Origin of the sequence: Sphingomonas xinjiangensis (genome assembly GCF_014199255.1) — a bacterium.
GTDB lineage: Bacteria > Pseudomonadota > Alphaproteobacteria > Sphingomonadales > Sphingomonadaceae > Sphingomonas > Sphingomonas xinjiangensis.
Window position 1 is genome coordinate 79764 of record NZ_JACIJF010000006.1, and the last position, 14979, is coordinate 94742.

17 protein-coding genes are annotated in these 14979 nt (G+C 65.0%); 11 read left to right on the forward strand and 6 right to left on the reverse strand.

Going from position 1 to position 14979, the window contains the following annotated elements:
* Positions 1–3: 3 nt before the first annotated feature.
* The 4 genes from coaE to FHT02_RS11550 are packed head-to-tail and all read right to left on the reverse strand — an operon-like array spanning position 4 to position 2817.
* Positions 4–597 carry a dephospho-CoA kinase gene (coaE, locus tag FHT02_RS11535; protein ID WP_184087674.1) on the reverse strand — a complete coding sequence of 198 codons (594 nt, stop codon included), beginning with the start codon at positions 595–597 and terminating at the stop codon, positions 4–6.
* Complete coding sequence (gene aroE / locus FHT02_RS11540; protein WP_184087676.1) at positions 594–1403, reverse strand: shikimate dehydrogenase; 810 nt, start codon at positions 1401–1403, stop codon at positions 594–596. Before aroE ends, coaE begins: the two co-directional genes overlap by 4 nt.
* Positions 1400–1999, reverse strand: coding sequence for a Maf family protein (locus tag FHT02_RS11545; RefSeq protein ID WP_184087678.1), 600 nt, complete (start codon positions 1997–1999; stop codon positions 1400–1402). Before FHT02_RS11545 ends, aroE begins: the two co-directional genes overlap by 4 nt.
* Complete coding sequence (locus FHT02_RS11550; protein ID WP_184087680.1) at positions 1996–2817, reverse strand: pyruvate, water dikinase regulatory protein; 822 nt, start codon at positions 2815–2817, stop codon at positions 1996–1998. The genes FHT02_RS11545 and FHT02_RS11550 overlap by 4 nt, the downstream gene beginning before the upstream one ends.
* A 371-nt stretch (positions 2818–3188) precedes the next feature.
* On the opposite strand from FHT02_RS11550, the gene hemE reads away from it, so the two are divergent.
* The 4 genes from hemE to FHT02_RS11570 all read left to right on the forward strand — a co-directional run bounded on the left by hemE (position 3189) and on the right by FHT02_RS11570 (position 7046).
* The gene (gene hemE, locus FHT02_RS11555; protein WP_184087682.1) at positions 3189–4232 is read left to right on the forward strand and encodes a uroporphyrinogen decarboxylase; all 1044 of its coding nucleotides are present in this window, start codon (positions 3189–3191) and stop codon (positions 4230–4232) included.
* Positions 4229–4681 (forward strand): CopD family protein, encoded by a 453-nt coding sequence (locus tag FHT02_RS11560; RefSeq protein ID WP_184087684.1) that lies wholly within the window; start codon positions 4229–4231, stop codon positions 4679–4681. The genes hemE and FHT02_RS11560 overlap by 4 nt, the downstream gene beginning before the upstream one ends.
* Before the next feature lie 186 nt (positions 4682–4867).
* Positions 4868–6124, forward strand: coding sequence for a transcription termination factor Rho (gene rho, locus FHT02_RS11565; protein ID WP_184087686.1), 1257 nt, complete (start codon positions 4868–4870; stop codon positions 6122–6124).
* 190 nt (positions 6125–6314) lie between these two features.
* Complete coding sequence (locus FHT02_RS11570) at positions 6315–7046, forward strand: TerC family protein (RefSeq protein ID WP_184087688.1); 732 nt, start codon at positions 6315–6317, stop codon at positions 7044–7046.
* Between the two features lie 59 nt (positions 7047–7105).
* Here the strand turns inward: FHT02_RS11570 and FHT02_RS11575 are convergent, their stop codons facing one another.
* Positions 7106–7801, reverse strand: coding sequence for a dienelactone hydrolase family protein (locus FHT02_RS11575; protein WP_184087690.1), 696 nt, complete (start codon positions 7799–7801; stop codon positions 7106–7108).
* Positions 7798–8277 carry a methylated-DNA--[protein]-cysteine S-methyltransferase gene (locus FHT02_RS11580; protein ID WP_184087692.1) on the reverse strand — a complete coding sequence of 160 codons (480 nt, stop codon included), beginning with the start codon at positions 8275–8277 and terminating at the stop codon, positions 7798–7800. The genes FHT02_RS11575 and FHT02_RS11580 overlap by 4 nt, the downstream gene beginning before the upstream one ends.
* A 53-nt stretch (positions 8278–8330) precedes the next feature.
* Between FHT02_RS11580 and FHT02_RS11585 the strand changes: the two genes are divergently transcribed.
* The 7 genes from FHT02_RS11585 to FHT02_RS11615 all read left to right on the forward strand — a co-directional run bounded on the left by FHT02_RS11585 (position 8331) and on the right by FHT02_RS11615 (position 14968).
* Positions 8331–8564 carry a DUF6489 family protein gene (locus FHT02_RS11585; RefSeq protein ID WP_184087694.1) on the forward strand — a complete coding sequence of 78 codons (234 nt, stop codon included), beginning with the start codon at positions 8331–8333 and terminating at the stop codon, positions 8562–8564.
* Position 8565: 1 nt separating this feature from the next.
* Positions 8566–9855, forward strand: coding sequence for a tRNA uridine-5-carboxymethylaminomethyl(34) synthesis GTPase MnmE (gene mnmE / locus FHT02_RS11590; RefSeq protein WP_184087696.1), 1290 nt, complete (start codon positions 8566–8568; stop codon positions 9853–9855).
* A gap of 57 nt (positions 9856–9912) precedes the next feature.
* The gene (gene mnmG / locus FHT02_RS11595; protein ID WP_184087698.1) at positions 9913–11748 is read left to right on the forward strand and encodes a tRNA uridine-5-carboxymethylaminomethyl(34) synthesis enzyme MnmG; all 1836 of its coding nucleotides are present in this window, start codon (positions 9913–9915) and stop codon (positions 11746–11748) included.
* Entirely contained in the window at positions 11745–12365 is a 621-nt protein-coding gene (rsmG, locus tag FHT02_RS11600) for a 16S rRNA (guanine(527)-N(7))-methyltransferase RsmG (RefSeq protein WP_184087700.1), read from the forward strand. Before mnmG ends, rsmG begins: the two co-directional genes overlap by 4 nt.
* On the forward strand, positions 12362–13144 hold the full coding sequence (locus FHT02_RS11605) for a ParA family protein (protein WP_184087702.1): 783 nt from the start codon (positions 12362–12364) through the stop codon (positions 13142–13144). The genes rsmG and FHT02_RS11605 overlap by 4 nt, the downstream gene beginning before the upstream one ends.
* Positions 13141–14052: a ParB/RepB/Spo0J family partition protein gene (locus FHT02_RS11610; protein WP_184087704.1), complete on the forward strand. Its 912-nt coding sequence runs from the start codon at positions 13141–13143 to the stop codon at positions 14050–14052. Before FHT02_RS11605 ends, FHT02_RS11610 begins: the two co-directional genes overlap by 4 nt.
* A gap of 76 nt (positions 14053–14128) precedes the next feature.
* Complete coding sequence (locus FHT02_RS11615; protein ID WP_184087706.1) at positions 14129–14968, forward strand: oxidoreductase; 840 nt, start codon at positions 14129–14131, stop codon at positions 14966–14968.
* The last annotated feature ends 11 nt before the right edge of the window (positions 14969–14979 follow it).

The following is a 14979-nucleotide window of genomic DNA, read 5'->3' on the forward strand; positions in this document are numbered from 1 at the left end:
GCCTTATCCTCCCGCCGGATCGTAGAGGCAAGCGATCAGCGCACGCACCGCGGCGCGGGTCTCGTCGAGAGAGCCGCCGGTAGGGACCACGAAATCGGCGCGGGCGCGCTTCTCCTCATCGGGCAGTTGCCGGGCGAGGATCGCAGCGAGGCGCTCGGGGGTCATGCCGGGGCGAGCGAGCACGCGTTCGCGCTGAACCTGGGCAGGCGCTGAGACGACGGCGATCTTGTCGACTTCCTTCCAACCGCCTGCTTCGAACAGCAGTGGCACGTCCAGAACCACCAATGGCCTGTCGTAGTAAAGGGCGAGGAAGCTTTCGCGTTCGTCGGCGACGGCGGGGTGGACGATCGCTTCGAGCCGGGCGAGCGCCTGAGAGTCGCCGAGCACCGCTTCGCCAAGTGCGGTGCGGTTCACCCCCTCGACACCGGTGGTGTCGGGAAACGCGGCTTCGATCGCCGCGACCAGGGTGCCGCCGGAGCCCTGAAGCTGGTGGACGGTGGCGTCGGCGTCGAACACCGGTACCCCTTCGTCGACAAACATGGCGGCTACGGTCGATTTGCCCATGCCGATCGAGCCGGTAAGGCCAAGGATGATCATGCGGTCAGCAGCGCGCGGAGTTCGTCGTCGCCGTCGCGCGGCGGCTCGGCACCGAAGAACATTTCGAAGGCGAGTGCTGCCTGGCCGACCAGCATCTCGAGCCCGTCGACTGTGTCGAGATCGCGCTCGCGCGCCTGGGCGAGCAGATCGGTTTCCAGTGGCGCGTAGACGGCGTCATAAACCACCGCGTCCCCCGGCAATGGCGACAGATCCAGGTCCAGCGGCGGCTGGCCGACCATGCCGAGCGCGCTGGCATTGACCAGCAATTCGGCAGGCGGGAGCGGACTGCCGAGCGGCACGGCATCGCCCTTGATCCCGAAGCGCGCGAGCAACGCCGCAGCCTTGAGCACGTTGCGGTTGAGGATGGTGACGCGGCCGATGCCGACACGGGAGAGCGCGAACAGGATTGCCCGCGCCGCGCCGCCGGCGCCGATCACCACTGCATGCTGCCCTTCTAGCTCCAACCCGGCGATCGGCGCGTAAAAGCCCCCGGCGTCAGTGTTGGTGCCGATAAGCGCGCCATCCTCGCCGCGGATCACGGTGTTGATCGCACCGATCGAGTCGCGCACGCTGCCGCGATCGTCGACATGATCGAGCGCAGCGATCTTGTGCGGCAGGGTGATGTTGCAACCGCGCCAAGCGGGATCGGCAGCCCGCGTCGCGAAATAGTCGGCGAGGCCTTCGGGAGTCACATGCGTCGCGCGGTATTCCGCATCGATGCCGAGCGCCTTCAGCCAGAAGCCGTGGATCAGCGGAGATTTGGACTGCGCGATCGGGTCACCGATCACTTCGGCATAGGGCGTCATGACGTCAGCACTTTCCGGGTACGAAGATAGTCGAGCAGCGGCAGCATCGGCATGCCAAGGATCGTGAAGTGGCTGCCCTCCACCTTGGCAAACAGCTGCACGCCGGGACCTTCGATCCGGTAGCAGCCGACACAGGCGCCGATCGCCGGCCATTCCCCGTCAAGATAGTCCTGAATAAACGCTTCAGAGAGCGAGCGGACATGCATGCGGGCGCGATCGACATGGCGCCATACCGCGTGACCCCGCTCGGCGATCACTGCGGCGCTGTAGAGATCGTGATGCTGGCCGGACATGCGACGGAGATGCTCGGCGGCATCCTCACGGCTGACTGGCTTATCGAGGAGGCTGCCATCGTCGAGCGCCACCACCGAATCACCGCCCAGCACCAGCGCCTGGGGCACCATCCGCGACACCTTGAGCGCCTTCAGCTCGGCCAGCGCGTCGGCCAGGTCGCGCGGGGACGTGCCCGCAGCGAGCAGCGACTCCTTGGCGGTGGCCTCATCAACCTGTGCTGCCATTGCCTCGTGCGGCACCCCGGCGGCGCCAAGCATCGCCCGGCGCGAGGCGCTTTGCGAGGCGAGCACCAATGTCGTCATGCGCCGCGCTCCTGAAGCGCACGTTCGTTGCACAGCTGGATGATCGCCGCGGCGGTTTCCTCGATCGAGCGGCGGGTGACGTCGATTACCGGCCAGCCATTGTCAGCGAACATCCGCCGGGCAAAGGCGATCTCCCGCTGCACCGCATCCTGTTCGACATAATCGGTGTCGGGGCTCTGATTGAGCGACAGCAGCCGGTTGCGGCGAATCTGCACCAGCCGGTCCGCGCTGGTGGTGAGGCCAACCACCAGCGGGCGCTTAAGGCCGAACAGTTCGCGCGGCGGCGGCGATTCGACAACGATCGGGATATTGGCGGTCTTGTAACCGCGATTGGCGAGGTAGATCGATGTCGGCGTCTTGGAGGACCGCGATACACCCGCCAGCACGATGTCGCACTCCTCCCAATCTTCCGCGCCGATGCCGTCGTCATGCGCCATGGTGAACTGGATCGCGTCGACCCGCGCGAAGTAGGCGGCGTCTAGGCTGTGCTGACGGCCGGGCCGCGCCTTGGCCTCCTGGCCGAGCAGCCCTGACAGCGCGTGGCTGACCGGATCCAGCGGCGCGATCGCCGGCAGGCCCATCGCCCGGCAGCGCGTCTCCAGCGTGCGGCGAATCTCGCTGTTCACCAGCGTGAAGATCACCAGCCCAGGATTTTGCGCGATCTCCTGGAGGATGCGCTCAAGATGCGCTTCGGATCGGACCATCGGCCAGAAATGGCGCAGCGTTTCGACATCGTCGAACTGAGCGAGCGCCGCCTTGGCGATGTTTTCCAGCGTCTCGCCGGTGGAATCCGACAGCAGATGGAGGTGCAGCTTCATCTAGGTGGATCGATCCGTGGATAACATGGCTGACAAGCGCTAGCGCAACCACAGGCCGCGGCCAAGCGCACCAGAACCGAGGACTCGGCTGGTGATTCTTCCACAACCCGGTCCCCAGCGCTGCGTTCCGATCCACAGCCTGTGGAAAGCGGGGATGGCTGCGCCGAATCCCGGGTGAATCGCACGCGCATCAGAGTCAAACTGTGGGAAAGCCTTGGGCGGAATCCCAATTACCGGCATCCACGCGCCAACTGACTCCAACAATCCTTAGTTTCTCTTCTTTATTGATTCTGGTTCGGCCGATTCAGCGCACCCATGGCGCGGCGTGGATTGCGCTTTGACCAGCCGCTTGGAGCGTGCAGAGGGACGATATGCCCGAGTCATTCTCGCCGAAACCACTCCTCGCCACGCTTCAGGGCCAGCGCCAGCATGTGCCGCCGATCTGGCTGATGCGTCAGGCTGGGCGCTATCTGCCCGAATATCGCGCGATGCGAGCCGAGAAGGGGGGGTTCCTGGCATTGGCGATGGATAGCGAAGCGGCGGCCGAAATCACGCTGCAGCCAATCCGCCGCTTTGGCATGGACGGGGCAATCCTGTTTTCCGACATCCTCGTGGTGCCGATGGCGCTCGGCCAGGATCTGTGGTTCGAAACCGGCGAAGGTCCGCGGCTTGCCCCCAAGGTGCAGGCGCGGGCGGTGCTCGACGGCCTGCAGGACGCCCCTCAGGCGCTGGACCCGGTCTATGGCACCGTCCGGCGCGTGGCGGCGCTGTTGCCCCCCCAAACCACCTTCCTGGGCTTTGCTGGTAGCCCCTGGACCGTCGCGACGTATATGATCAACGGGCAGGGAAGCCGCGAGCAGGCTGAGGCGCGGCGGCTGGCTTATGGCGATCCCGGGCTGATGCAGGCGCTGATCGACCGCATCGCCGAGTGCACGATCATCTATCTGCTTGGCCAGATCGAAGCGGGAGTCGAGGCAGTGCAGCTGTTCGACAGCTGGTCGGGCAGCCTGAGCCCGGCGCAGTTCGAACGCTGGGTGATCGCGCCCACCGCGCGGATCATCGCAGCGCTGCACGAACGCGCGCCCGGCGTGCCGGTGATCGGCTTTCCCAAAGGTGCAGGCGGCAAGCTGCCGGCTTACGCCCGCGAAGTGGGCGCCGACGCGATCGGCGTGGATGAAACCGTCGATCCGGTCTGGGCGCATGCGGCGCTGCCCAAAGGGTTGCCGGTGCAGGGTAATCTCGACCCGCTCGCGCTGATCGCCGGGGGCGAAACGCTCGACGGGGCAGTGGACCGCATCCTCGCCGCCTTCACCGAGCGGCCGCATGTGTTCAACCTGGGCCACGGTATCCTGCCCGACACGCCGATCGCGCATGTAGAGCAGTTGCTCACCCGCGTTCGTGGAGGCACAGCATGACGGGGTTCCTCGGCAATGCCTATCTGTGGGTGAAGGCGTTTCACATCGTCTTCGTGATCTTCTGGATGGCCGGGCTGTTCCTCCTGCCCCGCTATCTGGTGCATCACCAAGAGGCGCTGGGTACGCCGCAGGCAGCCGACTGGGTCAGGCGCGAGACGATGCTGGGCCGGATGATCCTGAGCCCGTCGATGATCATCGTATGGCTGCTCGGCCTCACATTGGCGGTGAATGTCGGGCTGCTCGATGGGCAGCCTGGGCTCGGCTGGCTGCATGCCAAGCTGCTGCTGGTGGTGTTGCTCAGCGGATATCATGGCTGGGCCGTGGGCTATGCCCGCAAGCTGGCGGCAGGGCAGGGGAGCCTGCCCACGCGCCGCCTGCGGCTGATCAACGAAGTGCCGGCGTTCGCCGCGGTGCTGATCGTGGTGCTCGCAGTGGTGAAGCCATTCTAACAAAGTTGCGCCTGCCGGCATCGAAAAGCTTGCTTTGCTGCGCCGTTCATAGTTGACTTGGCGGTGACCCGCACCTAATTCGCGAAGGTGCCCGGGTTCACCGGGCACCCTCCCTCCAGCATCGACTCTCGCGCGCAATCCGCCGACCGACGCTCTCCCCAAAGCTTCCAAGCACCCGGACTCCCCATGCACCTCAAGGATCTCAAGAAAACCCCGCCTGCCGAGCTGGTCTCGATGGCTGAGGAACTGGGCGTCGAGAGCGCGTCGACACTGCGTAAGCAGGACCTGCTCTTCGCCATTCTCAAGGCCCAGGCTGAAAATGGCGAGCAGATCATGGGCGAGGGCACGATCGAAGTGCTGTCCGATGGTTTCGGTTTCCTGCGCTCGCCCCAGGCCAATTACCTCGCCGGCCCCGACGACATCTATGTCAGCCCCAACCAGGTGCGGAAGTTCGGCCTGCGTACCGGCGACACGGTCGAAGGGGAGATCCGCGGGCCCAAGGACGGCGAACGTTATTTCGCGCTGACCCGGCTGGTCTCGGTCAATTTCGACGATCCCGACGCGGTCCGCCACCGCGTCAATTTCGACAATCTGACGCCGCTCTACCCTGAGAGCAAGCTGACGCTCGACGCCGTGGATCCGACGGTCAAGGACAAGTCGGCGCGTGTGATCGACATCGTCGCGCCGCAGGGCAAGGGCCAGCGTGCGCTGATCGTCGCGCCGCCGCGCGTGGGTAAGACCGTGCTGCTCCAGAACATCGCCAAGGCGATCACCGACAACCATCCCGAAGTCTTCCTGATCGTGCTGCTCATCGACGAGCGCCCGGAAGAAGTCACCGACATGCAGCGCAGCGTGAAGGGTGAGGTGATCTCCTCGACCTTTGACGAGCCGGCGCAGCGCCACGTGCAAGTCTCTGAAATGGTGATCGAAAAGGCCAAGCGCCTGGTCGAGCACAAGAAGGACGTGGTGATCCTGCTCGATTCGATCACGCGTCTGGGCCGCGCTTACAACACCGTCGTCCCGAGCTCGGGCAAGGTGCTGACCGGTGGTGTCGACGCGAACGCACTCCAGCGCCCGAAGCGCTTCTTCGGCGCCGCGCGCAACATCGAGGAGGGCGGTTCGCTCTCGATCATCGCCACTGCGCTGATCGACACCGGCAGCCGCATGGACGAAGTGATCTTCGAAGAGTTCAAGGGCACCGGTAACTCCGAAATCGTCCTTGACCGCAAGGTGGCGGATAAGCGCATCTTCCCGGCGCTGGACGTCGGCAAATCGGGCACTCGCAAGGAAGAGCTGCTGGTCGACAAGGCCAAGCTCACCAAGATGTGGGTGCTCCGCCGCATCCTGATGCAGATGGGCACCATCGACGCGATGGAGTTCCTGCTGGACAAGATGAAGGATTCGAAGACCAACGAGGATTTCTTCGACAGCATGAACAACTGATCCGGGGACTCCGGTATCGAGGCTGCGTAAAAGGTCGGGCCTGTGCCCGGCCTTCTTTCGGATGGTTCCGTTGGCGTTGCTCCCCCGCCTTCGCCGGGAAAAGTGTTCTGCTGGACCATTGCTGTCGGGAACCAGAGCCTATCCTCCGCGTACCCCTTGTCTGCGCTGTCACGCACGCTAGGGCTAACCTATGATCGATCTCATCCTATCAACCGCTGCGTCCGCCGCAGGGGGTATCGGGTCTCCGCTGGAGATCTGGGACCATATCGTCGCCGACTTCTCGAACATCACCGAGCCGGCGGCGCTTGCCGCGTTCGGATCGGTGCTGATGATCGACTTGGTGCTGGCCGGCGACAACGCGATTGTCGTCGGTGCGCTTGCCGCGGGACTGCCGGCCGAAGAGCGCAAGAAGGTCATCCTGATCGGCATCGGCGCGGCATTGGCGCTTCGCATTCTCTTCGCGCTGGTGGTCAGCTGGTTGATGGGGATCGTGGGGCTGATCTTCGCCGGCGGCCTGCTACTGCTCTGGGTGAGCTGGAAGTTCTGGCGCGAGATTCGCCATGGTGGCGAGAGCCACGGTTCGGCGGAGATCGAAGGCGACGAACGCTCGGGGCTGAAGCCCGCGCGCACCATGGCAAGCGCCGCCTGGGCGGTCGCCGTGGCCGACGTGTCGATGAGCCTGGACAATGTGCTGGCGGTCGCCGGCGCGGCGCGCGAGCATCCGGGCATCCTGGTGGTCGGCTTGCTGCTGTCGGTCGCGCTGATGGGCCTGGCGGCGAACTTCATCGCCAAGCTGATCGATCGACACCGCTGGATTGCCTATGTCGGGCTGGCGGTAATCGTGCTCGTTGCGGGCAAGATGATCTACGAAGGCTGGGTCGGCACGCCGGAGACCGTGGGGATCACCAGCTTCTTCAGCTGAGCTGCATAGGGGCTGAAAAGGAGGGGCGGGGCTCATTGAGCCGCCGCCCCTTTTTGATATCAGCCCAGATGCTGGGCAAAGAAGTCCGCCGTGCGCTGATCAGCAAGCTGTGCGGCGGCTTCGGAACGGCGCTGGCCCAGTTCGGCAGCGAAGCCGTGATCTTCGCCTGCATAGTCGAAGATCGTCACCTTGGGATGGTCGTCGAGCCCTTCGTGCATCTTGGCCTGGATGTCGGGAGTGACGAAATGGTCCGCGCCGGCAACGTGGAGCAGCACCGGATTGGCGATGGCGTGCTTCTCACTTAGCAGATTGTCGATGCCGACGCCGTAATAGCCGACGCTCGCGTCGCTGTTGGTACGTGCGGCGGCCATGAACGCCAGCCGCCCGCCCAGGCAATAGCCGACCACGCCAACCTTGCCGCCGCCGATCTGCGCACGGGCGGCTTTGATCGTGGCCTCGATATCCTCAATGCCCTTGTTCTGGTCGAACTTGCCCATGAGGCCGAGGGCCTGCTGGAACTCGGGTTCGACGTCAGGGTCGAGCACGACACCTGGCTGGATGCGCCAGAACAGGTCGGGTGCGATCGCAAGATAGCCCTGCACGGCCCAGTCGTCGCACTTCTTGGTGATGCCCGGGTTCACGCCGAAAATCTCTTGGATCACGATGATCGCAGCGCGCGGGGTACCCTCGGGCTTGGCGACATAGGCGCGGAAGGCACCGCTACCATCCGTCGCCTGGATGCTGGTGTCGGTCATATCAGGGTCCTTTTAGCAAAGCGCCGCTCATGCTCGAGCAGCCAGGATTTTGTGGGGGTGCCGTCGCCCGCGGAGTAGTGCCCGAGCGCACCGCCGCTACCGAGCACACGGTGGCAGGGGACGATCAGCGGGAAGGGATTACGCGCGCAAAGCTGGCCAATCGCCCGTGCGCTTGAGCCGAGCCGTTGCGCAAGTGCGCCATAGCTGAGGGTGTCGCCATAGCCGACGTCGATCAGGCCCTGGCGCAGCACTTCGCCGCGCGGCGTGCGGGCAGGGGCGAGCGGCACGTCGAAACTGTCCCGATCGCCTGCAAACCACGCCGCGATCTGTTCGACCGCGAGCCGCACTGCCGCCGCGCTTCCGGGAGTTAGCGAGCCTGGAGCACCGATGCACACCGCCATCACTGCCGCATCGTCTCCCTCAATACGGATCGGGCCGATGGGCGTTGCGATCAGGGCATGGTCGCGCGCATACATGGCCATGATCTAGCAGCCGCCGCTGGGCGTGCTCAAGCGGAGAGACACAGGGCATGAAGATCAACGTCGAAATCGAGTGCACACCCGAGGAGGCGCGCCGCGCTATGGGGCTGCCCGATCTGGCGCCGGTGCATGAGCGCTATGTTCAACTGATGGTGCAGGCGGTCGAGAAGCAGGCAACGCCTGAGGCGTTCGAGGCGCTGGTGCGAAACTGGGCGCCGATGGGCGAGGCGGGGATGAACTTCTGGCGGACGATGTTCGAGAGCGGCAGCAAGACCGGCGGCTAACATGGATACGATCTTTGCGCTGTCGAGCGGCGCATTGCCTGCGGGCATCGCCGTGGTGCGACTGAGCGGCCCCGGCGCCTTTGTTGCAGTGCAGCGTATCGTGGGTACGGTACCAGCTCCGCGTATGGCGTCGCTGCGTGCGCTGCGTGACCCGGTCGACGGCGCGCTGCTCGATCGTGCTTTAGTGCTGTGCTTCCCTGGGCCGAATAGCGCAACGGGCGAAGATCTTGCCGAACTGCATCTGCATGGCGGTCGCGCCGTCGTGCGGGCAGTGGAGGCGGTTCTCGCCGCCATGCCGGGTTTACGGCTGGCAGAAGCCGGTGAATTCACGCGGCGCGCGCTGGCCAACGGACGGCTGGACCTGAGCGAAGCGGAGGGGCTCGGCGACCTGCTAATGGCGGAAACCGAGACGCAGCGGCGCATGGCGCTGCGCTCGGCCGAGGGCGCGGTGCGGCGGCAGGTCGATGGCTGGACGGATCGCTTGTTGCGGCTCGCCGCGCAGATCGAGGCGATGCTTGATCACGGCGACGAAGACGATGTTGTGGGTGAGGCAGACTCGCTCGAGATGCTGCGGAAGGGGGCCGCGATGCTTGGCCGCGAGATCGGCGCTGCCGCCGCTCAGCCCCCCGTCGAGCGGCTGCGTGACGGATTGCGAGTGGTGCTGGCGGGGCCGCCCAATGCAGGCAAGTCCACGCTGCTCAACGCAATGTTGGGACGCGATGCCGCGATCACCTCGCCCATCGCTGGGACCACGCGCGACCGGGTCGAGGCACCGGTGATGCGGAACGGCATCGCCTATCTGCTGACCGACACTGCGGGTCTGACGGCAGCACCGAGCGATGTGATCGAGGAAATAGGGATCGCCCGCGCGCAGGATGCAATTGGCGCCGCCGACATTCTGTTGTGGATGGGCGATGATGCGCCGCCGCCGCATCCTGCACGCTTATGGCTGCATCCGCGTGCTGACGTGTCCGATCGCCCTGCAGCATCGGGAAAAGACGTGACGCTCTCGGCAACGACGGGGGAGGGGATGCAAGCGCTTTGGGATCGGCTGGGCACGTTAGCCACGGCCCTGCTGCCACCAGTCGATATGATCGCGCTGAATCAGCGTCAGCGTGAACTGTGCGAGCGCGCCGCAACTTCGCTCGCCGACGCGGCAGCGCAAACCGACCCGTTGCTCTTCGCCGAAGATCTGCGCGCGGCGCAGCGTGCGTTCGATGCCATTTCTGGCAGGGCAGGCGTGGAAGATATGATGGATGCGCTGTTCAGTCGGTTCTGCATCGGCAAGTAGCTCTGTTTCACGTGGAACGGTTTTGACGCCTGCGCTAACATGCAGTACCGGAGCGGCATGCAATTCGACGTCATCGTGATCGGCGGGGGCCATGCCGGCACCGAAGCTGCCGCTGCGTCTGCACGGCGCGGCGCGCGCACCGCGCTGCTCAGCTTCGACCTCGACGCGCTCGGCGCAATGTCCTGCAACCCCGCCGTTGGCGGGCTTGGAAAGGGACATTTAGTTCGCGAAGTCGATGCCTTTGACGGCCTCATCGGACGAGCTGCGGACGCCGCCGGGATCCACTACCGCATGCTCAATCGTAGCAAGGGTACCGCCGTGCAAGGTCCGCGGGTCCAGGCTGACAGAGTGCACTATGCCGCGGCCATTCAGGCCATGCTTGTGGCGCAGCAGGGACTGACGCTGGTCCGGGGTGAAGCGGCGGCGTTGCACTTGGTCGGCGGGCATGTGGCGGGCGTGACGCTCGCCGATGGTACGACGCTGGATGCGTCGGCAGTGGTGCTCGCTACAGGGACGTTCCTGGGCGGACGAATTTTTCGCGGCGAGGAACGGCTGAGCGGCGGAAGGATTAATGAAGCAGCCGCCACACGTCTCGCCGAACAATTGCGCGAACTTGCCTTGCCGATGGCGCGGCTGAAAACGGGAACGCCGCCACGGCTCGATGGCCGCACGATCGACTGGGCAGCAACGATCGAGCAGCCTTCGGAGTGCGAGCCATGGACGATGTCGCCCGTGGGCCGCCGGGTTCTGCCGCAACTTCATTGTGCAGTCACACGCACTAATGCCGCGACGCATGATGCTATCCGCGCGGGGCTGGACCGGTCGCCGCTGTTCACCGGCGCGATCGATGCGCAGGGCCCGCGCTATTGCCCGTCGATTGAAGACAAGATCCACCGCTTTGGCGACCGCGACGGACACCAGATCTTCTTGGAGCCGGAGGGGCTCGGCACGCACCTGGTCTATCCCAACGGCATGTCCACGTCGCTGCCGGTCGACATTCAGGTGGCAATGGTCAAGTCGGTCCCGGGCCTGGAGCGCGCCGAGATCGTCACGCCGGGCTATGCCGTCGAGTATGACTATATCGATCCCCGTGCCTTAGGGGCGGGGCTCGGATTGTCGGCGATCCCGGGCTTGTTCTTTGCCGGGCAGATCAACGGGACGACCGGCTATGAAGAGGCGGCGGGGCAGGGTTTGGTCGCAGGCAGCAACGCCGCAGCGCACGCCTGTGACATCGCGCCGCTTCTGCTCGATCGTGCAACCAGCTATTTGGGGGTGATGATCGACGACCTGGTGCTCCAAGGCGTTACCGAGCCTTATCGGATGCTGACCGCACGCGCCGAGTTCAGGCTGTACCTACGTGCGGACAATGCGGAGACGCGGCTCGGGTCGATTGCCGATGCGCTGGGATTGCTAGGTAAGGATCGCCAGGATCGGCAACGCAACAGGGTTGAAGCGCGTAAAGCGCTGGAGGTCAGTTTTTCCCAAATGTTCACTGCGGCACAACTCAAGGGGAGGGGTGCGGATGTCGCGCAGGATGGCGCCAAACGAACGGCCAAGGAGTGGCTGCGCTTTCCGTCGGTAACGCTCGGCCATGTGGCGCCGGATGACATCGGGCAGGTCGACACGGCGATGCTCCAGGAATTCGTCGAAGACGCGCGCTATGCGCCATATCTCGAACGCCAGGCGGCGGAGGTCGCCCAGCTTCGTTCGAATGACGCTATCCGGCTCGACGGCGGGTTGCGCTATGAGGCCATTCCGGGGCTTTCGAACGAAATGGTGGAACGGCTGGCAGCCGCGCGCCCGACCACATTAGGGGCGGCATCGCGCATCCGTGGCATCACCCCCGCAGCGCTTTCGGCGATCCTGCTGCACACCCGGCGAGCAGCTGCATGAGCGAAGAGCAGGCGCGGGAATGGGTACGCGCTACTTTCGGCGTTTCACGTGAAACCCAGCTTGAGCGCTTTGCGGCGATCCTTACCGAAGCTTCGGCCAAGCAGAATCTCATCTCGGCGTCGACACTCGATACGATGTGGACGCGGCATATAACGGACTCGGCACAGCTGGTTCCGCTGGCCAGCAATGCTGGCGAAGGTGCTTGGCTCGACATCGGTAGCGGCGCGGGCCTCCCCGGCATCGTAGCTGCCATATTGTCTGATCGCCCGGTGGTTCTGGTTGAGCCACGGGTTCGTCGCGTCGAGTTTCTCCGCGAGGCCGCCCTTTTGCTGGGTCTCACCCACGTATCAGTCGAGCACGCTAAGGTAGAGGCATTCACGCCATCCCAGCCGGCGGCGATCGTGTCGGCCCGTGCGGTCGCGGAATTAAGTAAGCTGCTCGCCGCCAGCGTCCATTGCACGAGTCTATCCACACTCTGGGTGCTTCCAAAGGGCCGCCAAGCCGAAACGGAGGTGGCAGCGGCACGCCGGAAGTGGCATGGTTCGTTCCACGTGGAACCGAGCATGACACAACCTGAATCGGGTATCGTGGTCGCAATAGGGGTACGCCCAAGATGATCTGCATCGCGATCGCTAATCAAAAAGGTGGCGTAGGAAAGACGACGACGGCGATCAACGTGGGCACAGCGCTTGCCGCTACGGGCCAGCGCGTGCTGCTGATCGATCTCGATCCGCAGGGGAACGCGTCGACTGGCTTGGGCATCGGCCGCTCGGACCGAGACCGCTCCACCTATGATCTGCTCCTCACCGATGCCGAACTGGAAGACGTTGCGATCGCGACCAAGGTCCCCCGGCTCGACATCGTCCCCGCGACTCAGGACCTCTCCGGCGCGGAGATCGAGCTGATCGAATTCGATGCCCGGACCCACCGGCTCGACGCAGCAATCGGGCGGCATGTCGCCGGTCGATGGGATGTGGTGCTGATCGATTGCCCGCCATCGCTGGGTTTGCTGACGATCAATGCGATGGTCGCCGCACATGCGTTGCTGGTACCGCTACAATGCGAGTTCTTCGCGCTTGAAGGGCTCAGTCAGTTGCTGACCACCGTCGAACGCATCCGTAGCCGCTTCAATCCCGGCCTGTCGATCCTGGGCGTGGCGCTGACCATGTATGATCGCCGCAATCGCCTGACCGACCAGGTGTCCGACGATGTGCGTGCGGTGCTCGGCAAGGTGGTGTTCGACACGGTCATCCCCCGCAATGTGCGCCTGTCGGAAGCGCCCAGCCACGGCGTGCCTGCGCTCATCTATGATTATCGCTGCGCCGGGTCGGAAGCGTATATCGCGCTTGCCCGCGAAGTGATTGACCGGCTGCCCAAGCTCAAGAAGGCCGCATGACCGATACCAATCCCGCCGCCCGCAAGACGCGTCCTGGCCTGGGCCGCGGCCTTAGTGCCCTGCTGGGCGACAGCTTGCCCGAGGCGCCGGTGGATGGGGGCGCAGAGGGTTCCCAGCCTTCGGGCGTGCGGCAATTGCCGGTCAGCGCGCTGGCGCCGCATCCCGGCCAGCCACGCCGCTACTTCGACGAAGATGCGCTCGACGATCTCGCCCAATCGATCAAAGCGCGCGGCCTGATCCAGCCGATCGTCGTCCGTCCACACGGGCATAGCTATCAGATCGTTGCCGGCGAGCGCCGCTGGCGCGCGGCGCAGCGCGCGCGACTGCACGAAGTCCCGGTCATCGTCCGCGAGCTGAGCGACGCGGACACGATGGAAATCGCGCTGGTGGAAAACATCCAGCGACAGGACCTCAACGCGATCGAAGAAGCCGAGGCCTATGCCCGGTTGATCCAGGAATTCGGCCATACCCAGGAGGCGCTGGCGCGGCTGGTGCACAAGTCTCGCAGCCACATCTCCAATCTGATGCGCCTGCTCGACCTCCCGGAACCCGTCCGGCAGATGGTGGTCGTGGGCGACATCGAAATGGGCCATGCCCGCGCGCTGATCGGCGCGCCAGATCCCGTAAAGCTTGCCCGCCAGGTCTCGGACAAGGGGCTGTCGGTGCGCGATACCGAGAAGCTGGCCCGCGAGGCGAAGCCCCCCAGCAGCCGCCGCAACAAAGATGGTGCGCAGGGCAGCGGGATGCGCGACGCCGATCTAGCCGCGCTGGAGACGCAGCTGGGCGATGTTCTGGGGCTCAAGGTCCAGATCAGTCACGGCGCCAAGGGCGGCACCCTTACGGTCAGCTATGGCACGCTCGACCAGCTCGACATGGTCTGCCAGCGGCTGAGCGGCGAGCGGATCTAGCCGCCCGCCGAGTGGCGGATGTGCAGCCAAAGCGCACGGCAGGCGTTTGGCGCATCGTCCCGACATGGAGTGCATGATGTCCGCTGCCGATCGTACCTGGCTGATTACCGGCTGCTCCACCGGTTTCGGCCGGGCCCTGGCCGAACTGCTGATCCGCCGCGGTGAGCGCGTCTTCGCGAGCGCCCGCGACCCGGAGCAGCTTGCGAACCTGGTCGATGGTCATCCCAATGCTCGCGCCCTGCGCCTCGACGTGACGTCCAATGCCGACATCGCCGCTGCGGCGACTATTGTGGAAGCGTCCGGCGGGGTGGACGTGCTGGTGAACAATGCCGGCTATGGCTATCTGACCGCGTTCGAAGAGGGCGAGGAAGCGGGATACCGCGCGCAGTTCGAAACGAATCTATTCGGCCTGATCGCCATGACCAAAGCGGTCCTGCCGGCGATGCGCGCACGCGGGAGCGGGCATATCGTCAATGTCGCGTCGGTCGGCGGGCTGGTCGGTAATCCTGGCTCTTCCTACTATGCCGCCACTAAATTCGGCGTCGTCGGCCTGTCGGAAGCGCTGTCGAAGGAAGTGGGTCCGCTTGGGATCAAGGTGACAGTCGTGGAACCTGGGCCGTTTCGAACCGACTGGGCAGGGCGCTCGTTGCAGTCTGAAGGACGGATCGATGCCTATGCGGAGACCGTCCATCGGCGCCTCGACGAAGTCGCAGGGTATAGCGGCCGACAGCCAGGCGACCCGGTGCGCGCGGCGGAGGCGATCGTACAGGCGGTAGACAGCGCGGAACCGCCGCTGAACCTGATCCTGGGCGCGCCGGGGCTGCGATCAGTGCGGGAGAAGCTCGCCACCTTGTCGGCGGAGATCGACAAGTGGGAGGCGGTCACGCTCGGCGCGGACTATCCCGAGCAACGCTGATATTTGCTGAG